The organism is Treponema bryantii (assembly GCF_900111035.1).
Lineage (GTDB): Bacteria > Spirochaetota > Spirochaetia > Treponematales > Treponemataceae > Treponema_D > Treponema_D bryantii_C.
Map to the genome: position 1 here is coordinate 158,523 of NZ_FOFU01000001.1, position 19,635 is coordinate 178,157.

Annotated in this window: 20 protein-coding genes; 15 read left to right on the forward strand and 5 right to left on the reverse strand. The window is 39.3% G+C overall.

The window, feature by feature from the left end; translation table 11 throughout:
- Nucleotides 1-6 precede the first annotated feature (6 nt).
- The gene (locus tag BMY21_RS00755) at nt 7-1,236 is read right to left on the reverse strand and encodes a hypothetical protein (protein WP_074639983.1); all 1,230 of its coding nucleotides are present in this window, start codon (nt 1,234-1,236) and stop codon (nt 7-9) included.
- A 169-nt stretch (nt 1,237-1,405) separates the two neighbouring features.
- On the opposite strand from BMY21_RS00755, the gene BMY21_RS00760 reads away from it, so the two are divergent.
- The 4 genes from BMY21_RS00760 to BMY21_RS00775 are packed head-to-tail and all read left to right on the forward strand — an operon-like array spanning nt 1,406 to nt 6,278.
- Nucleotides 1,406-3,880, forward strand: a complete 2,475-nt coding sequence (locus tag BMY21_RS00760; protein ID WP_074639984.1) for a chemotaxis protein CheA — start codon at nt 1,406-1,408, stop codon at nt 3,878-3,880.
- A gap of 14 nt (nt 3,881-3,894) precedes the next feature.
- Nucleotides 3,895-5,313, forward strand: coding sequence for a CheR family methyltransferase (locus BMY21_RS00765; RefSeq protein WP_074639986.1), 1,419 nt, complete (start codon nt 3,895-3,897; stop codon nt 5,311-5,313).
- Between the two features lie 25 nt (nt 5,314-5,338).
- Nucleotides 5,339-5,821, forward strand: a complete 483-nt coding sequence (locus tag BMY21_RS00770) for a chemotaxis protein CheX (protein ID WP_022930957.1) — start codon at nt 5,339-5,341, stop codon at nt 5,819-5,821.
- Between the two features lie 22 nt (nt 5,822-5,843).
- Complete coding sequence (locus BMY21_RS00775) at nt 5,844-6,278, forward strand: response regulator (RefSeq protein ID WP_074639988.1); 435 nt, start codon at nt 5,844-5,846, stop codon at nt 6,276-6,278.
- 85 nt (nt 6,279-6,363) lie between these two features.
- Here the strand turns inward: BMY21_RS00775 and BMY21_RS00780 are convergent, their stop codons facing one another.
- Entirely contained in the window at nt 6,364-7,110 is a 747-nt protein-coding gene (locus tag BMY21_RS00780; protein ID WP_074639990.1) for a hypothetical protein, read from the reverse strand.
- Between the two features lie 18 nt (nt 7,111-7,128).
- The gene (locus tag BMY21_RS00785) at nt 7,129-7,779 is read right to left on the reverse strand and encodes a response regulator transcription factor (RefSeq protein ID WP_074639991.1); all 651 of its coding nucleotides are present in this window, start codon (nt 7,777-7,779) and stop codon (nt 7,129-7,131) included.
- Between the two features lie 47 nt (nt 7,780-7,826).
- Between BMY21_RS00785 and BMY21_RS00790 the strand changes: the two genes are divergently transcribed.
- From BMY21_RS00790 to BMY21_RS00820, 7 genes are all read left to right on the forward strand, one after another.
- Nucleotides 7,827-9,920: a substrate-binding domain-containing protein gene (locus BMY21_RS00790; protein ID WP_074639993.1), complete on the forward strand. Its 2,094-nt coding sequence runs from the start codon at nt 7,827-7,829 to the stop codon at nt 9,918-9,920.
- Nucleotides 9,910-10,494: a chromate transporter gene (locus BMY21_RS00795; protein ID WP_074639995.1), complete on the forward strand. Its 585-nt coding sequence runs from the start codon at nt 9,910-9,912 to the stop codon at nt 10,492-10,494. The genes BMY21_RS00790 and BMY21_RS00795 overlap by 11 nt, the downstream gene beginning before the upstream one ends.
- On the forward strand, nt 10,494-11,066 hold the full coding sequence (locus tag BMY21_RS00800) for a chromate transporter (RefSeq protein ID WP_074639997.1): 573 nt from the start codon (nt 10,494-10,496) through the stop codon (nt 11,064-11,066). Before BMY21_RS00795 ends, BMY21_RS00800 begins: the two co-directional genes overlap by 1 nt.
- Before the next feature lie 23 nt (nt 11,067-11,089).
- On the forward strand, nt 11,090-11,791 hold the full coding sequence (deoD, locus tag BMY21_RS00805) for a purine-nucleoside phosphorylase (RefSeq protein WP_074639998.1): 702 nt from the start codon (nt 11,090-11,092) through the stop codon (nt 11,789-11,791).
- A gap of 27 nt (nt 11,792-11,818) precedes the next feature.
- Nucleotides 11,819-12,733, forward strand: coding sequence for a hypothetical protein (locus BMY21_RS00810; RefSeq protein ID WP_074640000.1), 915 nt, complete (start codon nt 11,819-11,821; stop codon nt 12,731-12,733).
- 80 nt (nt 12,734-12,813) lie between these two features.
- Nucleotides 12,814-13,635 (forward strand): type I phosphomannose isomerase catalytic subunit, encoded by an 822-nt coding sequence (locus tag BMY21_RS00815; protein WP_074640002.1) that lies wholly within the window; start codon nt 12,814-12,816, stop codon nt 13,633-13,635.
- Nucleotides 13,636-13,734: 99 nt separating this feature from the next.
- Nucleotides 13,735-14,313, forward strand: a complete 579-nt coding sequence (locus tag BMY21_RS00820) for a hypothetical protein (protein WP_074640003.1) — start codon at nt 13,735-13,737, stop codon at nt 14,311-14,313.
- Nucleotides 14,314-14,394: 81 nt separating this feature from the next.
- On the opposite strand, the gene BMY21_RS00825 is transcribed toward BMY21_RS00820, so the two are convergent.
- Nucleotides 14,395-15,393: a class II fructose-bisphosphate aldolase gene (locus BMY21_RS00825; protein ID WP_074640875.1), complete on the reverse strand. Its 999-nt coding sequence runs from the start codon at nt 15,391-15,393 to the stop codon at nt 14,395-14,397.
- A gap of 337 nt (nt 15,394-15,730) precedes the next feature.
- Between BMY21_RS00825 and BMY21_RS00830 the strand changes: the two genes are divergently transcribed.
- Nucleotides 15,731-16,489: a flagellar filament outer layer protein FlaA gene (locus BMY21_RS00830; RefSeq protein WP_074640005.1), complete on the forward strand. Its 759-nt coding sequence runs from the start codon at nt 15,731-15,733 to the stop codon at nt 16,487-16,489.
- Nucleotides 16,489-17,211, forward strand: a complete 723-nt coding sequence (locus BMY21_RS00835; protein ID WP_074640007.1) for a flagellar filament outer layer protein FlaA — start codon at nt 16,489-16,491, stop codon at nt 17,209-17,211. Before BMY21_RS00830 ends, BMY21_RS00835 begins: the two co-directional genes overlap by 1 nt.
- Nucleotides 17,212-17,264: 53 nt before the next feature.
- Here BMY21_RS00835 and BMY21_RS00840 read toward each other — a convergent pair whose 3' ends face one another.
- Nucleotides 17,265-18,014 (reverse strand): DUF8091 domain-containing protein, encoded by a 750-nt coding sequence (locus BMY21_RS00840; RefSeq protein ID WP_074640008.1) that lies wholly within the window; start codon nt 18,012-18,014, stop codon nt 17,265-17,267.
- Between the two features lie 162 nt (nt 18,015-18,176).
- Here BMY21_RS00840 and mraZ point away from each other — a divergent pair, with 162 nt between their 5' ends.
- Together mraZ and rsmH are read left to right on the forward strand one after the other, a co-directional pair.
- A complete protein-coding gene (gene mraZ, locus BMY21_RS00845) occupies nt 18,177-18,620 on the forward strand; it encodes a division/cell wall cluster transcriptional repressor MraZ (RefSeq protein ID WP_083379651.1) in 444 nt (147 codons plus the stop codon).
- Between the two features lie 28 nt (nt 18,621-18,648).
- Complete coding sequence (rsmH, locus tag BMY21_RS00850; protein ID WP_074640010.1) at nt 18,649-19,635, forward strand: 16S rRNA (cytosine(1402)-N(4))-methyltransferase RsmH; 987 nt, start codon at nt 18,649-18,651, stop codon at nt 19,633-19,635.

A 19,635-nucleotide genomic window follows, 5' to 3' on the forward strand; every position in this document is an offset into this window, starting at 1 on the left:
ATTTTATCAGAATTTTGTACGATAGCCAATATCAAATGAGAATGCATGTCCCGGGCGCTTTCTGACAAATTCCATCAAACGTAAAGTTGACTGAATGTGAAGCTGACCTGAAAGGAACTGAGATTCAACATAAGGTGTTACAGACAGATTATATCCATTTGAGAGAATATTCTTGATATCCTTCAAATCTGTAAGGCTCTTGTCAATAAATGAGAAAGAAATGTGTGAACCGTAACTAACTGAGTTAGAAGAACCGACAGATGATTCTCCGTAAAAGTTCACATCAACACCAAGTGTGTCATCAACAAAAAGAAGCTTGTTTACAGTGTTTTTTGGTAAAGAATATACTGAAATATTCATGTGCGCATTCTGAACGAGAAAACGTGGTTCTACGAGAAGATATAAATCATCTGGAGAAATGACTGCACTGTCATCTTTTGCTTTAAAGCTTGCGTTATAAATTCCTGCCTGAAGGAAAAGAGAAGTTGTGTAATTGTTTCCCAGAAGAATTGTTGTTCCTGCGTGCCAGTAAACTTTTTCTACAACAAGAAGGGCTTCTTCTCCGTGATATTCATTTGCAATAGGAATACCAAGACCACATGCAAAATCAAAAGTAAGATAACTTAAAACTGTAGCAAAACGAAGGTCTGCATTGAGGACGTATGAATCAGCAGTATCATTAATTAAATCTTTTTCGTGATTAACGTAGATGTAGCCGCCGAAAGCAATAGGACTGTTATAAAATCTTACAATATCGGAAATTCCAAGACCAAAGTGAGGGTAGAGGATAGAACCTGCAATTCCAAGATAGCTTTCTGTAAGTTTTGAATCTATAGGTTTAATATTGAAATATCTCTGAAGGAAAATATCTGAACCAATCGGATCGTAAGTTCCCATAAAGATACTGAAATAATTTGCACTGGTGTATAAGTTAGCTCTGCAGATTAAAGAGATTTCATCAATCTGAAAGTCTGCATCAGTTGCATGGAAAATACTGTTTGATAATAAGTCACCGGTATTGATTGAAAACTCCAGGTGGCTCCATACATTCTGTGTAAAATTAAACTGTCCGGCAAAAAATGCCTGAAGTTTCAAATCTGGATCGTAATCTTCCTGTTCTGGATTAGCGGCATAATTAAGCTTTCCGCCTGCATAACCGCTGAAGGAGGTTGCAGCAAAGAGTGCTGAAGAGATATAAAAAATTGCTGCCAGTATAATAATGTGCTTTCTATTCATATATAAAACTCCTTATTCTTTATCGGCAGAAAACGAGTCTGCCTTGAGGGAAAACTATAGAATCCCTTTGATTATAGAAGAAAATCGCAAAAAAGTGCAAAAATAAAATTTATCATACAAAATAAGTTTTAACTTGAAATATGTGATTTTCGGGGTATAATATTTCTATATGAGTGATTATCTTGACCCAAATAACGAAGAACTGTTGAAGGACTTCTTCGCAGAAGCAGAACAACAGGTAGAACAGTTGGAGAGTAATATTCTCGTTATTGAAAATGATCCTTCTAATCACGAAGCGATCGATGAGATATTCCGTGCCGCACATACCCTTAAAGGCGGTTCTGCAACAGTAGAGATGATGGAGCTTTCTCACTTTACACATACTGTAGAAGATGTGCTTGATGAGATTCGTTCCGATAGAATTAAGGTAGATGAAGATGTAGTTGATCTTCTTCTTACTTCTATAGACGTAATCAAGGCAATGCTTGAAGCACGCCAGAATGGAAGCGTTTACGAAGAAAATATCGATTCAATTATTGAAAAACTTCAGGGACTTATTCCTTCTAAAGATGGAAAGGCACCTGCTAAGGCAAAGGCCACTGCACCAAAAACTGCAGCTCCAAAGCCAAAGCCAGCTTCTGCACCGGTTGCAGCAGCACCTGCAGCTTCTTCATCAGATATACTTATTCTTCCGGATATTACAGAAGAAGATTTTATGGAACTCAAGCAGACCTGCGAAGGTAAGCAGAAGCTCTGGTGTATTGCAGTTAAGTTTGATGAAAGTAATCCAATGAATACAGTTGGTGGTATTCAGGTATTTGCTGCACTTAAGAATGTTGGAAACGTACTTAAGACTGTTCCTGATTTTGATGCCCTTTACGAAGATCAGTTCTATGAAAATGTATTCTATTATGTGGCTACAGAAGCAGAGGGAGCAGAAATTGAAGACTGTGCATTCCTTAGTGATGTAACACTTATAACAGATGCTCATCTTCTGGAAGATTATACTACAGGTACTCTTGCAGATCCTGCAGTAGCAAAGGCAGCCGCAGCTGCACCAAAACCTGCAGCTCCAAAGCCGGTTGCTTCAGCTCCAATCACTCCTTCAGACGATGTTCCTGCTGGAAATATGACGGCAGCTCAGTCAGAACTTTTGGGTGATATTCTCAACGACAATGTACTTAAGCCTGAGCCTAAGAAAGAGGAAAAGAAAGCAGAACCTAAGAAAGAAGCTGCAGCAGCTCATGCACAGCAGAGCTCAATCCTCCGTGTAGACTCACGCCGTATCGATAACCTTTTGAACCTTGTATCTGAAGCAGTAATCAACAAGGCTTCATTCAACCAGCTTGCAATGCAGAATGCAGCAGAGCTTACTCATTTCCAGTCAATCGAAGCAGAATATAAAGAACGCCTTCATAATCTCTTTGATAAGCTTCCGGATTATATGGAGCAGATAAAAGAAGGTGTTGCTGCTGTAGATATCAGAAAGAATATTCTTAAAGAATACGGTTCACTCAGTAATATTTTTGATGAGTACGAATCAGAAGCAAAGAGTATTTCCGGTAAGTTCCGTTCTTATACACAGAACCTTGGTACAATTGCAGGCGACCTCCAGGAAGGCGTAATGAAAATCCGAATGGTTCCAATCAACCAGATTTTCAGCCGTTTCCCTCGTGTAGTTCGCGATCTCCAGCGCGATCTTAATAAAAAGATTGACCTGGTAATTGAAGGTGAGGATACAGAACTTGATAAGTCAGTAGTAGAAGATCTTCTCGATCCTATCATGCACTGTGTTCGTAACTCAGTAGACCATGGTATTGAAACTCCAGAAGTTCGTGCTGCTGCAGGAAAGCCTGAAACAGGAACAATCCTTCTCAAGGCTTCTAACGAAGGTAACCAGATTGTAATTGAAATTAAAGATGATGGTGCCGGAATTGATGTTGAAAAAATCAGAAAGAAGGCTGTAGAACGCGGTCTTATTCATCCGGATAAAGCAGTTACAGAACAGGATGCATTCAATTTGATTATGCAGCCGGGCTTCTCAACTGCAGAAAAGATTTCTAATATTTCAGGACGCGGAGTTGGACTTGATGTTGTTAAGACAATGATTAATAACCTTAAGGGAACAATTTCCATCAACTCTGCAAAAGGTAAGGGAACTTCATTTATTATCAAGCTTCCACTTACTCTTGCTATTATTCAGGGTCTTCTTGTTCGCGTTGGAAGAGAAGTTTACTCAATTCCAATTGCAAACGTTATTGAAAGTCAGTGCATTAATATTTCAGAAATCAATCATATTGATAATTATGAAATTTTGAATGTACGTAACGAGGTTATCAGTGTACTTCGTCTGTCACGTCTGTTTGGTATAACAGAGTCTGTTCAGACGGATGAATGCTACATTGTAATCGTAGGTACACAGGAAAAGAAGATTGGTGTAATGGTCGATGCTCTTATCGGAGAAGAGGATGTCGTTATTAAACCTCTGAAGGATCAATTCACTAATTCACCGGGAATCGCTGGTGCATCAATCCTTGGTGATGGTTCTGTATCACTGATTATTGATGTTGGTCAGCTTCTTGAGCTTGGTGTTAAGCAGGAGCTTCTTGCTCAGGCTCAGGAACAGGCTCAGTATGTACAGTAATAGAGGTGTTTTTTATGAGTGCAGAAAATGAGACTTTAGTTGCAACACAACTTCAGCAGCTTGAAGAAAAGAAAGAAAATGCCACTATTGTTGATTTTAAGATGGTAACTTTTTCACTTGCAGACAAGGATTATTCAATCGATATCATGCATGTGAAGGAAATTGCAAAGGCTGGACGCTTTACGTTCGTTCCTAACACTCTTCCTTTTGTGCTTGGTGTTTATAATCTTCGTGGTGAAATCATTCCTATTCTTGATTTAAGAATCTTCTTCAATATCGAAGTTCCTCCTCGCGAAGAAAATAAGCTTGAAAATATGCTTATTCTTCAGGTAGAAGATCAGAAATTTGGTGTTGTAGTAGATAAAATCGACAAGGTAATTGGTGTTCAAAAGAGTACAATTCAGCCACCACATCCATTGTTTGGTGATATCAATATCAAATACATTGATGGTGTTGTAGAAAGCAATAACAGACTTTATGTCCTGCTTGATATAACACGTATCTTCTCTTCTAAGGAATCTGCAGAAGCTGTTGCTCCAGGAGCAAACTATGAGAAACCTCAGAAAATAATGAAACAGCCTCAATCGGTTGCAGATGTTCCTAAAAATCAGGCTGCAGCTGTAGTACAGGGCGGAATGGTAAAATCACCATCGGATATTGCAAGAGGAATTTCTGGTGGTGCAGCAGAAGAGGAAGACTCTTCTGTTGATATTAAGTTCATAAGCGAAAGCCTTCTTACCTATAAGAATTTCACTGTATCATCAGTAAATTCGACTTGGGTAAAGCACAGATATTTGGAATGGTCTAAGGAAACAAAAAAGACTCAGCTTCAGAATTCTGATGATGCTGATGATTTCCTCAAGACTTTCTGGTCTCCATTTACAAACAACTGGTGGTCATCTGAATATGCTGATGCTGTTGCCAAGGTTCTTCCTGATAATGCTGCGAAGCAGATAGTTGTATGGAATCCGGGCTGTGGAAAAGGTACGGAAACATATTCTCTGGCATGCGTACTTAAGAAACGCTATCCTGATGCAAAAATCAGAATCTATGCACAGGATATAGACCTTCTTAATGTATCTAATGCAGGGCTTATGTCAGTTCCAGCAAATCTGGCTTCAGACTGGTATGCTCCTTATTTGACAAAAAAAGCAAATGGCGAGTATACTTTTAGTCAGGAAATAAAAGACAGTATTATGTTTGAGTATCATGACTGTAAACACACTAATGCTCTGCCAACAGTAGACATTATTTTTGCACGTGATATTCTTTCCCTGCTGGATGAAAAGTCTCAGGAATCTGTAGTTTCCGACTTTATTGAAAAGATGAAGGGAAATGCGATTGCTGTAATCGGAGAAAACGAGGACATGCCTGATTCCTTTAGTTTTGGTGAGAATGCTGTTGGTACGCTTGTGGCGTATACAAAGGATTAATTAAGCAAATAAATAGGAGATTAAGATGCGAGTAGAGTATATTAACCCGTTTGTTGAAACTTCATTCCGTGTACTACAGGAAGTGCTCGGAGGCGCAGAGGTAAAACGCGGTGATTTGTATTTGAAATCAACTGCTATGCCTGTTATGGGTGTTGCTGCATTGGTTGGTCTTGCTGGAGATGTAGAAGGTCGTGTTCTTTTTGATATGACTATGGAAACTGCATTGAATATTGCGTCTGCAATGAACGGTGAGACTCTGCCGGAATTTGATGATTTGGCTAAGGCTACAATCAGTGAGCTTGCTAACCTTATTACTGCTCAGGCTGTAACAAAGCTTCATGAACTTGGATTCAGATTTGACCTTACACCACCAGCTCTCTTTGTTGGACAGAAGATGGAAATTGCAGCTCTTGGTGGTACTACAGACAGTGTAGAGGCACTTATCGTTCCTCTTATTTCTGATTGTGGTAAGATTGAAGTAAACGTTTCTATCAGGGAACGTGCATAAAATATTCTAAAGGAGTAAGAAAATGAAAACTACAAACGATTTTCCAAACATTAACGAGCGTCCGCCTGAGGGTAGAAAAGACGACGGTACATCCTTCAGAGTATTAGTTGTTGACGACTCTATGTTCGTTGCAAAGCAGCTCGGACAGATTCTTTCAAGTGAAGGATATGAGATTGTTGCAACTGCTGCAGATGGAAAAGAAGGCGTTGATAAGTACAAGGAACTTTGTCCTAATGTTGACCTTGTAACAATGGATATTACAATGCCTAAGATGGACGGTATTACAGCTCTTGAACAGATTATGGCTTTTGATAAGAATGCAAAAGTTGTAATGGTTTCTGCTCTCGGAAAAGAGGAACTTGTAAAGAAGTCTCTCATGACTGGTGCAAAGAGCTATATCATTAAACCTCTTGATCGCAAGAAGGTTCTTGAACGTATTGCTAAGGTTCTTCAGTAGAAGTTTAATATAAAAGCGGTGAGTATTCTTGAAGTGCACCCCTAAAGTTGGACAAATAAAGTTCAAGTTTAGGAGGTGCATTTTTTTATTCTACAATCCTTATTAAGCGATAGGTTCCCTTATCCTGATCAATTATAAACTCATGTTTCTCATCATTTCGGATAATACTTTTTAAATTTGAAATATGAACTCTAAGTGAACGTTCCGAAATCTTCTTACCATCTTTTTTATAGAAATCAATAATTTTACTCAGTTCCATAGGATGATCTTTGTTTTCTTCAAAAATATTAAGCAGATAGAATAGATTATTCGGCAGGTTATTTCTTAATTTGAAGGATGTAATGTAATCAAGGTTATCGTTGTTGATTAGCTTAAGAAGATTGTTTTCATTCAGAAAGTTCTTGGGAAATAATTTAGGGGGCTGCAGTAAAGGAATGTAAGGAGCTAGAGCTTCTGATTCAACAAGTTTTTCCAGGGTAGTAAAGATTTCTGAATAATTGCATAAGCCTTGTGTCAGATATTTTGTTTGAGTCATCTCTAAGATTGCTTTCCAGTGTGCAGCTCTGGTACTTCTTGTAAGACAGGGATCATTAAAAAATATAACAGGGATTTGTTTGTTAAGTTTATTCAGATAGGTATAAATATTGAACAGGTCATGATTGAAAGAAAGGTAGTCTAAAATTATCAGGTCTGGACCTTTCTTCAGATTTCTGATCAACGAAGAAAGGTCCTCCAAATATTCAAAGATAACACACTTGTGACCCTGACAAGTCAACTGTTTAGAAATGATGTGACTTATTTCCTTTACAGGAGAATAAATAATTACTTTCATAAATTAAAAAATCAGTTGTTACATAGCTTTGTTTGTCCATTCAATGGCCATCTGACGTAATTCGGCAGATGAAGCACAATGAAGCTTTCCTTTTATGTTTTCCTTGTGAGTATCAATTGTTTTAATGCTGAGGTTCAGTTTCTTTGCGATTTCTACAGTTCCAAGACCTTTTCCTACAAGAGTGAAAATCTGGAGCTGGCGGTCAGAAAGTGCACTGATAAGGTCTGAAAGTTCACCTGATTCAGGTTTACCCTGAGACAATTCCTTAATGCGGTTCTTCTCATTTTCGCTCAGATAAATTTCGCCGCTGGTAACAGTTTTAATGGCGTTGATAACCTGAGATTCGGCTTCTTCCTTCATGATATAGCCTTTTGCACCAGCCTTAATGGCACGTTCTGCATAAAAGCGTTCATCATGCATTGAAAGCACGAGAATCTTGGTCTGAGGATGAATTATGATGATGTCTTTAATCAGTTCAAGTCCATCTTCCTGTCCAAGGTTTAAGTCTACTATGGCAAGATCCGGAGTAGTAGTATCAAGAAGTGAAAGTGCTTCATTCCTGTCTTTTGCCATTCCAATAACTTTGTAGTCCTTCTGTGTTTCAATAAGCTGCGCAAGTCCGCGGCTGAAAAGAGGATGGTCATCAATAATAATTACATTACAACTCATACCTATATAATATCATATTTTTTAAAATAAGGGTATAATATATTTCTATGAGAATTGGAGTTGTTTTAAACATTCTTGATGAAGAATATCAGATTTCTGTATACAAAGGTATTGAACAGAAAGCACAAAGTCTTGGAATTGAACTGGTTTGTTTTCAGCAGGAAAATGCAAAAATTACAGAAGACGAACCGGTTTCGCGCTTTCCTAGAAAAGAGTATTTTGACCTTGATGGAATTATTCTTGTTACATCAGTTATTACAGGAAACGCTGATTTTACAACTAAGAATGATGTAGAAAGAATCTGGGGAAAGATTCCCGTTGTTTCTGTCGGACAGAAAATTGAAGGTATTCCTTCGGTTTTGATTGAAACAGAAGATTCCATGAAGCAGCTTGTTGAACACCTGATTCTTACACACAATTACCGGAAGTTTCTTTTTATCAGCGGTGCAGAAGATCATCCGGATGCAGAAGAACGAGAACAGATTTTTACTAAAACTATGGAAGCCTATAAACCATGGTTTTCTGATTTGCAGTATAAATTAAAACGAGGTTATTTTACCGAAGTGGCTGCTATTCGTGCTATGGGCGAATACATGGATGAAGAAAGTAAATTTCCAGATGTCGTTGTCTGTGCAAACGATAATATGGCAATTGGTGTTTATAAGTATTTTAAGATTCATTGTAACAAGCCGGGCTTTAAGGAATGCGCCGTTACAGGTTTCGATGATATTCCACAGGCACGCTTTGAAATCCCTTCACTTACAACAGTACATCAGCCTTTGAATGAAATTGGTGCAAAATCTCTTGAACTTATGAAAGAGGTTCTTGAAGGGAAAAATGTTCCGCAGGAAGTTTTTATTGAATCGCGCGTTGTATACAGAAAGTCGTGTGGTTGTAAAGGCAGTAAGGATGATTTTGCAACTGATGAAGATCAGTTCCGTGCAATGCAGGCAAATTACGTTCAGTCAGAAACCCTGCTTAGAATGGTAAGCCATATCGGACAGGATTTGAATTACGGTGAAACCTTTGGAGCTCTTAAATATGTAGTAAGGCAGAATCTTAATGAACTTGGAATGAATAACTTTGCAATTCTCCGTTTTTCAAATGGTGATTTAAAGAGCAGTCATCTTAAGAATATGCCGGTTGATCCTCTGTTTGTCCGCCGCAGCGGTAATGAGTGTTATGAATTTGACCGTGAAATGAAAATGCCTTTAGGTCAGTTTTACCGAAGGTTTTATGATATTGATCCGCATACTAAGCCTGCAATGATTTTGAAATTCCTTATTGTAGGTAACGAAATAATTGGCTGTATCTTTTATGAGGCAGATGAAAATGTACTTCCATACCTCAGTTCTATTGCAATCAATCTTGCACATGGTTTGAACCGAATGACAATGGCCGAAGAACGCCGAAAACATTCTGAGTTCCTTGAGCGTGAAGTAAATGAGCGTACAAAAGAACTGGTAGAAGCAAATAACCGCCGAATGGAAGTTGAGGCTGAGGTTCTCCGAATCAGTGAATTGGAGCGTCAGCGCTTTAGTAACGACCTTCATGATGATATCTGTCAGCGTCTGGCCGGTATTTCAATGCTGTGCCGAAGCTATTCAAATCAGGATACTCCGGTTGAAAAAAGTCAGATGCTTGAACTTGCACAGCTGATTGGAGAAACTCTTCAGACAACCCGTCAGTATGCGCATAACTCATATCCTGTTGAACTTGAAAGCCTTGGTATGAACCATAGTTTAAGCAATCTGTGTAATTCCTTTGCTGCACAGTCTGGAATTAACTGCCAGTATGAATGGGGGATGCCAAAAGGTGTTCATTTTGATAAGATTCAGAAACTTAATATATTCAGAATCATTCAGGAAGCCCTGCATAATATTCTTAAGCATTCAAAAGCAAAGAATGTATGGGTGAGTGTAATGCCCGAAACAAGAAAAACTGTTATTAAGGTAATTGATGATGGCGTTGGCTTTGTGAATGAAGAAAGCGGAAATAGTAAGGGACTCGGTTTAAACTCCATGCAGTATAGAGCCAATCAGATTGGTGCAAGCTTTGTGATTAAGAGTAATAAACCTCATGGAACCTGTGTTCAGCTTTCTCTGAGTAATAAACTTCTTGAGGATAAAAATGAAAAGTAAATTCAGGGAACTTGTGGAGCTGTATCTGGCATTTTTGAAAATCGGTGCCTTTACCTTTGGTGGTGGACTTGCCATGATGCCGATTATGCAGAGGGAACTTATAGAGAAACGAGGCTGGATTACAGAAGAAGAACTTATTGATTATTTTGCAATAGGTCAGAGTACTCCGGGAATTATTGCTGTAAATGTAGCGACCTTTGTAGGTTATAAAAAACTCGGCTGGTTCGGCGGAATTATAGGAACTCTTGGTGTTGTAACTCCATCCTGGGTAATCATAATGCTTCTGGCCGGTGCCATCAGTTCTATTGATAAATACCCGATGGCTCAGAAAGCACTGCATGGAATAAATGTTGCAGTTGCGGCCCTTCTTACAAGTGTAATTGTAAAGTTTTCTAAAAAGACAATTAAAAGCGTATGGAATGCAGTGTTTATGCTTCTTGCTTTTGGTTTGATTTATTTTCTTAAAGTACAGTCTGTGTGGATAATTGTTTCCGCCCTGATAATCGGAAGTCTGCTTACGCTTTACCGTCAGAAGAAACAGAAATCATCTGCTGAAGCAAAGGAGGGTGAATAATGACTCTCTTACAGCTGGCTTTAACATTCTTTTCTATCGGACTGTTTACAATTGGCGGCGGTCAGGTAGCCATTACACTTATGCAGCAGTCTCTGGTTTCTACCGGAATTATTTCTCAGGCACAGTTTTATAATATGGTAGCAATTTCTGAGAGTACTCCTGGTCCAATCGGAATCAATATGGCAACCTATATCGGTTATGAGTTATATGGTGTTCCAGGTGCCCTTATTGTAACTGGTGCTCAGGTTCTTCCATCAATTATAATCATCCTGATTATTGCCCGTTTTCTAAAAAACTTTAATGATAACCTGTATGTAAAAGGATCTCTTGCCTTTTTACGTCCGGTAACTACAGGTCTTATTCTTGTGCCGGTTATCCAGGTTATTATGTTTACACTTATAAATGTTCCCGAATCAATAAGTGTACTTACAACAATTGAAGGCTGGAAAGGGCTTTTTAACTGGATCTGTCTTGCTGCGTATGGAGTATTTGTTTTCCTTTTGTTTAAGGTTAAACTTCATCCGATTGCAGTAATTCTGCTTGGCGCGGTGTTTGGAATTGTTTTCTTATAGGAATTGAATTATAATACATAGTTATGAGTACACATATTAACGCTCCCGAAGGAGCAATCGCAGATAAAATTCTGCTTCCAGGTGACCCTCTGAGGGCTAAGTTTATTGCCGAGAATTTCCTTGAAAATCCGGTATGTTATAACGAAGTGCGCGGTATGTTAGGTTTTACAGGAACCTACAAAGGCGTAAAGGTTTCTGTTCAGGGAACCGGTATGGGACAGCCGTCTCTTTCAATTTATGTACACGAGCTTTTTGACTGCTATGGAGTTCAGAAAGCTATCCGCGTTGGAACTTGTGGCGCGGTAAGCGAAGATGTAGAACTTCGCGATGTAATTCTTGCAAACGGTGCATGTACAGACTCATCTCTTCAGAATCAGAGATTCGGTGGACTTCATTATGCACCTGTTCCAGATTTTGAACTTTTGTATACAGCTTTCAATAAAGCAAAAGAAATGAACCTTAAAACTGTTGTAGGACAGTGTGTTTCAAGTGACCGTTTCTATGATGATAATGAAAACTGGAAGCTTTGGAAAAAATATGGAGCAAAGGGAATTGAAATGGAGTCTGCTGAACTGTATACTTTGGCAGCTGAATTTAACAGAAAAGCTCTTACAATTCTTACAGTAAGTGATCATATTCTTAAGGGAACTGCTACTACAGCAGAAGAACGTCAGACAACCTTTAAGGACATGATGAAACTTGCTCTTGAAACAATAATTGCTTAATTATTTAAATTTCTTAGAGGTAGTATAATGAAACCAACATTGTTAGTTCTCGCAGCCGGTATGGGCAGCCGTTATGGTGGAGTAAAACAGATAGACGGAGTAGGACTTCATGACGAATGTCTTCTCGATTTTGCAACTTATGATGCTATGAAAAGCGGCTTTGGAAAGGTTGTATTTATTATTCGTAAGGATATTGAACAGGCTTTCCGTGAGCGCCTTTTTGACCGCGTTGCACGTAATTTTGATGCTGAATATGTTTTCCAGCAGCACGAAAGCCTTCTTACACCACAGCAGCTTAAAGACAGCGAAGGCCGTGAAAAGCCATGGGGAACAACTCACGCTGTACTTTGTGCAGAAAAAGCAATAAATGCCCCTTTTGCCGTTATCAATTCTGATGACTATTATGGACGTCAGGCTTTTGATGTACTTGGTAAATATCTTTCATCAATTGATAACGATTGTACAGATCATGCAATGGTTGGATATATTCTTGGTAATACAATGAGTCGTTCTGGTTCTGTAAGCCGTGGTGTTTGTACAGTTGCAGATGAAAAACTTGTAAATATCGTTGAAAATCTCAAGATCTATTATGATGAAAAAGATCAGATTATCAGCGAGATGCCAGATGGAGAGAAAAAGTTCTTTACTGGAAAAGAATGGGTTAGTATGAATTTGTTCGGCTTTAGCCCAAAGGCATTTGAAGAATTCCATGTTTACTGGGAAAACTTTATTGCCAATAATTCAAAGGCTCCTAAGGCTGAGGCTCTTCTTCCTGTTGCTGCAAGTGATATTATTGCTCACAATAAGGGAATTATTAAGTTCTTTAATTCTACAGAAACCTGGTTCGGTATGACATATCCTGAAGACCGCCAGCTTGTAAAGGACGAAATCGCCAAGAAAATTAAAGACGGCTACTATCCAGAGAAATTATGGGAGAAATAACGTCATTGCGAGCGAAGCGAAGCAATCTATAAAAAGATTGCCACGTCGCTATCGCTCCTCGCAATGACGGATGGTCTACTATGTTAAAACTGAATTCAATAAAATCAGATAAAATCTGGGGCTATGAGCTCTGGATTGCATCTACACATCCTAATGGCTGCCAGCAGGAGTTTAAAAACTTCTGCGGCGGTGAATATCCGCTTCTCATAAAAGTTATTCAGGCAAATGATACTCTTTCCATTCAGGTACACCCGGATGATGACTGGGCTGTAAAACTTGAAGGCGAGGGTAACCGCGGTAAAACTGAGTGCTGGTATGTACTCGATGCCGCTCCTGATGCAAAACTTGTTTACGGAATTAAAGAAGGCTACTCAAACGAAGTGCTTGCAAAAGCAATTACAGAAAACAATCTTGAACAGTATCTTGAGTTTGTAAATGTAAAACCCGGTGACTTTGTTTATATTCCTGCCGGTACAGTTCATGCAATCGGCGGCGGTTTGAGACTTATGGAAACCCAGCAGTCCTGCGATCTTACTTACCGTCTTTATGACTGGGGGCGCGGCCGTGAAGTTCATATTGAAAAAGGTCTTGCAGTAATTAAACGCGAGGAAATGCAGCCTGTAGCTCCATTCCCTGGTGATTTTGACTGTAAGTATTTTTCTCTTGAACGGATTGATGTAAAAGGCGGCTGGAGCATGTATTGTTCCGGAGATGCAGGGGAGCCTTCAGATGTACAGCTTTTGTATGTGCTTTCTGAAGATAAGGCTGTAATACGTACATCAGAAGAAAAAATCGGGCAGAAGATTCTTGCAGAAGAAATTTATGCAGTAAAGCCTGGTGAAAAAATAACAGTGGAGGGCAGGGCAAGCATAATGCGCATCCGCGCTAAAAAGGTTGATTAAACCGGTGCTAAACTGTATTTTTTAAGCATGTATCTTTTTATGTTATTATTACTGCCATTGATTCTTGCATCCTGGTGTTTTTATAAAAGAAACCCGCATATGATTCCTGTTATTTTTACCGGACTCATTTCTGCCGTGCTTGTATGTGGCTTCAGGGCTTTCTTTTTATATTCACACAGAGTAATTCCATATTCATTTGAACTGAATATGTGGTATCTGCTGCTTCGACAGTCTCTGCTTCCTGTAATTGTTCTTTACGGAGTGTTTTTTCTTATTTCTAAGGATACAATTTCTTATAAAATAGAAGCTCTTTTTCCACTTTTGATTTCTTTTTATTTGATTTATCTGCCATACACAATTCTGTCTGGCTCAGAAAAAATCATTACAACATTTCCATTGTTTATTAAACCAACTCTGTTTACGGTTATGATTTTTTCTTTGGGACTTAGTGCCAAGCATATTGAAAAAACAATAACTGCTAAAAAACATTTCTTTGCTGCTATCTGGATTATTACGGCGGTTGTAAGTATTGTTTTTCCATCTGTTGTGGAAACTATGTATATTCTTGATATGAGTTACTTTTTGATTCTGGTGCTCAGCGGAATATTCTGTGCAACACTGCCGATACTGTTTATTCTAAGCAGACTTGGCGTGTTTACGGTTCGGGATAAAGAATAAGGTTAAATAAAAAAGACTTCGTTATTCAACGAAGTCTTTTTTTATGGTGGTTTAGAAAAGTTTAACCACCATTATAGAGAACTAGTCGAGTGCATGACCAGCTGAACCGAATACGTTGCGGTTCTTGTCTGCATACATCTTTACGAGTTCTGCACGAGCGTCTGTGAGGTACTGACGTGGGTCAAAGTCCTCTGGATGCTCAACAAGGTGCTTACGGATAGCAGCTGTCATAGCAAGACGTCCGTCTGAGTCTACGTTGATTTTACATACTGCAGACTTAGCAGCCTTGCGGAGCTGTTCTTCTGGAATACCTACAGAGTTAGGAATCTTTCCGCCGTACTTTTCGATTTCTGCAACGTAAATCTGTGGAACTGAAGAAGATCCGTGGAGTACGATTGGGAAACCTGGGAGCTGCTTTTCGATTGCTTCGAGAACATCGAATGCCAGTGGAGGTGGAACCAAAGTTCCATCTTCGCGGCGTGTACACTGCTCTGGAGTGAACTTACAGCGTCCGTGTGAAGTTCCGATAGAAATAGCAAGTGAGTCACATCCAGTCTTTGAAGTGAAGTCAATTACTTCTTCTGGCTTTGTATATTTAGATTCTTCAGCAGCAACATCCTCTTCTACACCACCGAGAACTCCGAGCTCTGCTTCTACAGTTACGTCGAACTGGTGAGCATAGTCTACAACTTTCTTTGTGAGGGCAATGTTGTCTTCGTATGAGAGTGAAGAACCGTCGATCATTACAGATGAGAATCCGTTGTCGATACAGTCTTTAGCTACTTCGAAGTTTGGACCGTGGTCAAGGTGAAGAGCGATAGGAATATCACATCCGAGTTCGTGAGCATACTCTACAGCACCGCGAGCCATGTTGCGGAGGATATTTGCGTTTGCGTAAGCGCGAGCTCCTTTTGAAACCTGGAGAACAACAGGAGATTTTGTCTCAACACAAGCCATGATGATAGCCTGCATCTGTTCCATATTATTGAAGTTATATGCTGGAATAGCATATCCGCCTTTCATAGCCTTTGCAAACATATCACGTGTGTTTACGAGGCCGAGATCTTTGTAACTAATAATGTTAGCCATAATTAACATCCTTTATTCAGACGTACATCGCCTGAGATTTCTTTGAATAAATAATAAATAAAATTGTAGATTTATTCAATAGATTGCAAAGTGGGGGACAGGTCGGGGGCGTTACGGGGGTGTCCCCCGTTAGAGGGGGTAGCGGAAAACGCCGGAGGCGGTTGGAGCGAGGGGCAGACGCCCCTGAATCATCTAAAACTAGAATTTCGTTTGACAAATAATATCATAGGAAATATAATTGAATGAGTTATAAATTTGACTGTTATTGCCGATAATTAAAGGGTATAAATCTTTTTATCGGTCTGATAAAAGTTTCAAGGAGTTTTGCATGAAAAGGGAACTTAAAGTTCTTATTGGTCTTGCATGTCTGTTTGTAATAGGTTTGCCAGCTTTTGCTCAGCCTAATTCACGCAGCATTGAGACATTCGTATTGGATGATTTTGATTCTGCCGGTTCGCAGAATTATATGTACAACGGTAAAGCTTACAGCTGGGACTGGGAAGTTGGTTCAAGCCGCTTTATTGCAGATGGATATCCTAAAACAGGCTATTTTGAAGGTGTTCCAAATTCTTTAAAACAGCTTCATAAGGGTGAAGATAAGGAATTTAAGGTTTTCGGTGTAAAAACTGCTTTCAAACGTAAGGGTGATAACTGGTTCGAAGTTTATCCTACAGCAGACGGAAAGTCTTTCGAGATTCCTTTTGTAGGAACTGTTTCTCAGATGGATTTCTGGATCTGGGGTGCTGGTTATAACTACTATCTTGAAGTTATGGTAAGAGATGCTCTTGGAACTGTAAAGGTTCTTCCTGCTGGAAGTCTTGCATTCCATGGCTGGAAAAATATTATTGTAAATATTCCTGGCTGGATTCAGCAGAGTTCACATCTTCGTTCTGGTCCTGAAAACCTTACATTTGTAGGTTTCAGAATCCGTTCAGATGCTGAAGAGTATGTTGATAACTTTGTTGTTTACTTTGATCAGATCAAATACACATCTAATTCTCTCTCTCTCATCTACGATGGTTATGAGTTGAATGAAGTTGATTTTGGTGACAGTTCGGATTCAGATGATGTTTCGGAGGCTAAATAATGAAAAAGCTTGTAACAATTAGTATTATTGCTGTGCTCGCTATGGGTGTTGCTTTCGCTCAGAATTCAAGCCTTCAGGAGCCTAATCCGGAAAATGTTGGTGCAGATTCAGCTGAGTCAGCATTGCGCGAAGTTTCTGTAGACAAGTTTGAGCGTGAAGGTTCATGGAACGTTCACATGTCTGCTGATGATGGTGTAATTACAAGTCGTCTTTTTGAAGGTAATCCTGCTATGAAGGAGCCTCTTCCAGAAGATGAAGGTAAAGAAGCAGAAGATGTAAATGTACTTGGTGTAAGAGTAGATTTCTTTCGCCGTGGTAGAAACTCTTTCACAATTAAGTCTGGACGTCCTCTTGCAATTGAGGGTGTAACAAAGACTGTTTCTGTATGGGTTTGTGGACGTAATCAGGATCACGAACTTTATGTTCTTGTTCAGGACTATTTTGGACGCAACTATGAGCTTTACATGGGCAGTCTTGGTTTCTCTGGATGGAAAAAGCTTATCTGTGTAGTTCCACCAAGTCCAGATGGAGAACATGGTATTGTTCAGAACAGTGCTTACTACGGTGATAAGCCTGGTCTTAAGATTCTTGGTTTCCGTGTAGACTGTAATCCAATGCAGGCTCGTGGTACATACTATATGTACTTTGATGACCTTCGTGTTGTAACAGACCTTTATGACATGGAAAACCACGATGAAGATGACATGGCTGATAACTGGTAGTCTTCTATAAATCATGCAAAAGAAAGACCGTTCCGAATGGGACGGTCTTTTTTTTATAATTTTTTCTCTGTGGGCTCCGTGTGCTCTGTGAGGAATTTGTAATATTTTGTACGGCCCTTGGACTCTGAGTGTTCGAGGAGGCCTGCATGGGAAAGTACCCACACGATGAGGTGTGCGTTGGCGGTGTGTTTTGGGATGTTCGGATTTTTATCTAAGGCTTGCTTGAGATCTTTTGCGCAAAACGGCTGGGGTAGTGAAGGAAGAAGTTTTAAGTAATCTTCCGGCTTTGAAAATCTTGTTGTGTTTATTATGGTGTCCAGACGTTTTCCGGTTTTGATCCAGTTTCGGCGGAATCGGCGGCGGCCATTTTTTGATTGAACGGGTTCTGTCGTTCGTGTCCGTTCTTCTGTCATTTCTATTTCTACAACTTCCAGTGAAAAGTGTGGGTTTGTGATTACGGGATAAAGTCCAGTAAGCTCGCGGAAAATGCTGTAAATACTTCCTTTCTTTGGGCTTTTTCTTTTTGATATTATTGTTCCCTGTTCGTCTTTGAGTTCTATTCTTGTTGTTAATGGAACCGGATGAATCAGTTTAATATTATGACCGTTCTCAATTGTTTTTAGAATCTTGGGTAACAGCTTTGCAAGGTTCTTTGTCTGTATTTCTATTATATTTCCGTTTTTAGTAACTATATCGTAAATAAAGCCATCCTGTTCTGTTTCTGTCTGGCCTTCATAAATCTCCTGATAAAGGATTTTTAGAGAATTGTGTAGTTTGCTTTCATTTAGTGTGGAAAACGCCATATACAGTGTGTCAAAGAGTATAGTATTTAACCGTATAAGTAAAATATAAAAAATCGAAAAATTTTTTATATTATCGTCAAAAAAAGTGGTTGACTTTAGGAATTTTTGGTATAAAATGATAGATAAGTGGGAAAAAGTGGTAAAAAGTGGTAGTAAGTGGGTATGAATCTGTTGACTGGTGAATACAATAATACGATTGATGAAAAAGGACGTGTCTCGTTTCCTGTAAAATTGAGAACGGCCGTTAATCAAAACGTACTTATGGTTACCAAAGGTTTAGATCGCTGCTTATGGCTTTTTACTACTGATGAATGGGAAGCTTTTCAGGGGAAGCTTATGAGTAATGCTTCTATGATGAAAAGCAAAAGTTTAGGAGTTTTACGACACTTTGTTGCACCTGCACAGCCTGTAGAGTTCGATAAGAACGGCAGGCTTTCCATTCCTCAGAGTCTTCGTGAATATGCAAATCTTTCTAAGGACTGTGTAGTTCTTGGAATTGCAAAGTACATGGAACTCTGGGATTCTCAGACTTACAAGGATTACCTGGCTGAATCTGAGGATTCGTTCCGCGATGCAGCTGAGGAATTCAACGATATTAATTTTTAAACTTTTTAAAATTAGGTGGGATTAAAAAGTGGAAATCGTACACACTCCGGTTTTATTAAATGAGTGTCTGGAATATCTTTCTCCAGTAGGTGAGCCATTCGAAGCTGATGCTTTAATGATTGACTCGACTCTGGGTGAGGGCGGCCATACTTATAACTTTTTGAAAAACTATCCGTCTCTTTCTATAATCGGTCTGGATGCTGATAAGGTTATTCAGGCACGTGCAAAAGAACGTCTTAGCGAGTTTGGCGAGCGCGTGCATTTTTACAACGGCTGGTTTCAGGATTTCTATGCTGATTATCCTTCTGAATATAAGCGTCCAAATATTATTCTTTTTGATCTCGGTATTTCTGTTTTTCATTATGAAAAATCTGAAAGAGGTTTTTCTTTCCGTTATGATGAAAAACTTGATATGCGTCTGAATTCTTCTGAAGGTGAGTCTGCTGCTGATTTAGTAAATGAACTTCCTGAAGAAAAACTCGCAGATTTAATCTATCTTTATGGCGAAGAAAAACTCAGCCGCCGTATTGCGCGTGCTATTGTTGAAGCCCGCAATGGTGGACGTATTGAATCCTCTAAAGCACTTGCTGAAGTAATCTGGAATGCTGTTCCTGCCAACTACCGCTATGGTCCTATTCATCCTGCTACAAGAACTTTCCAGGCTCTGCGTATTGCTGTAAACGGCGAATTAAAACGTCTTCCAAAAGCTTTGCATGATGCATTCGGCTGTCTCCAGCCTGGCGGAAAAATGGGTGTAATTACATTCCATTCTCTTGAAGACCGTATTGTTAAGAATTATTTCCGCAATCTCGGCAAGCAGTGTGTATGTCCTCCTGAAGTTGCTGTATGCCGTTGCGGTGGTGAGCAGTGTGCAGAGCTTATTACCCGTAAGCCTGTTGCACCTACAGATAAAGAAGTTAAGGAGAATTCTCCTTCACGTAGTGCCAAGCTTCGTGTAATCCGAAAAATCAAGGATGATACTCCATATCATCTGGATGGAGTGATAGGTTTTTAG

Bases quoted from the DNA above. Each gene is read 5' to 3' on its own strand.
- BMY21_RS00830 (WP_074640005.1), top strand. From the start codon at position 15,731: ATGAAAAGGGAACTTAAAGTTCTTATTGGTCTTGCATGTCTGTTTGTA.
- BMY21_RS00800 (WP_074639997.1), top strand. From the start codon at position 10,494: ATGACTCTCTTACAGCTGGCTTTAACATTCTTTTCTATCGGACTGTTT.
- BMY21_RS00815 (WP_074640002.1), top strand. From the start codon at position 12,814: ATGTTAAAACTGAATTCAATAAAATCAGATAAAATCTGGGGCTATGAG.
- mraZ (WP_083379651.1), top strand. From the start codon at position 18,177: ATGAATCTGTTGACTGGTGAATACAATAATACGATTGATGAAAAAGGA.
- BMY21_RS00765 (WP_074639986.1), top strand. From the start codon at position 3,895: ATGAGTGCAGAAAATGAGACTTTAGTTGCAACACAACTTCAGCAGCTT.
- BMY21_RS00810 (WP_074640000.1), top strand. From the start codon at position 11,819: ATGAAACCAACATTGTTAGTTCTCGCAGCCGGTATGGGCAGCCGTTAT.
- deoD (WP_074639998.1), top strand. From the start codon at position 11,090: ATGAGTACACATATTAACGCTCCCGAAGGAGCAATCGCAGATAAAATT.
- BMY21_RS00760 (WP_074639984.1), top strand. From the start codon at position 1,406: ATGAGTGATTATCTTGACCCAAATAACGAAGAACTGTTGAAGGACTTC.
- BMY21_RS00835 (WP_074640007.1), top strand. From the start codon at position 16,489: ATGAAAAAGCTTGTAACAATTAGTATTATTGCTGTGCTCGCTATGGGT.
- BMY21_RS00795 (WP_074639995.1), top strand. From the start codon at position 9,910: ATGAAAAGTAAATTCAGGGAACTTGTGGAGCTGTATCTGGCATTTTTG.
- BMY21_RS00785 (WP_074639991.1), bottom strand. From the start codon at position 7,779: ATGAGTTGTAATGTAATTATTATTGATGACCATCCTCTTTTCAGCCGC.
- BMY21_RS00775 (WP_074639988.1), top strand. From the start codon at position 5,844: ATGAAAACTACAAACGATTTTCCAAACATTAACGAGCGTCCGCCTGAG.
- BMY21_RS00770 (WP_022930957.1), top strand. From the start codon at position 5,339: ATGCGAGTAGAGTATATTAACCCGTTTGTTGAAACTTCATTCCGTGTA.
- BMY21_RS00755 (WP_074639983.1), bottom strand. From the start codon at position 1,236: ATGAATAGAAAGCACATTATTATACTGGCAGCAATTTTTTATATCTCT.
- BMY21_RS00780 (WP_074639990.1), bottom strand. From the start codon at position 7,110: ATGAAAGTAATTATTTATTCTCCTGTAAAGGAAATAAGTCACATCATT.
- BMY21_RS00820 (WP_074640003.1), top strand. From the start codon at position 13,735: ATGATTCCTGTTATTTTTACCGGACTCATTTCTGCCGTGCTTGTATGT.
- BMY21_RS00790 (WP_074639993.1), top strand. From the start codon at position 7,827: ATGAGAATTGGAGTTGTTTTAAACATTCTTGATGAAGAATATCAGATT.
- BMY21_RS00840 (WP_074640008.1), bottom strand. From the start codon at position 18,014: ATGGCGTTTTCCACACTAAATGAAAGCAAACTACACAATTCTCTAAAA.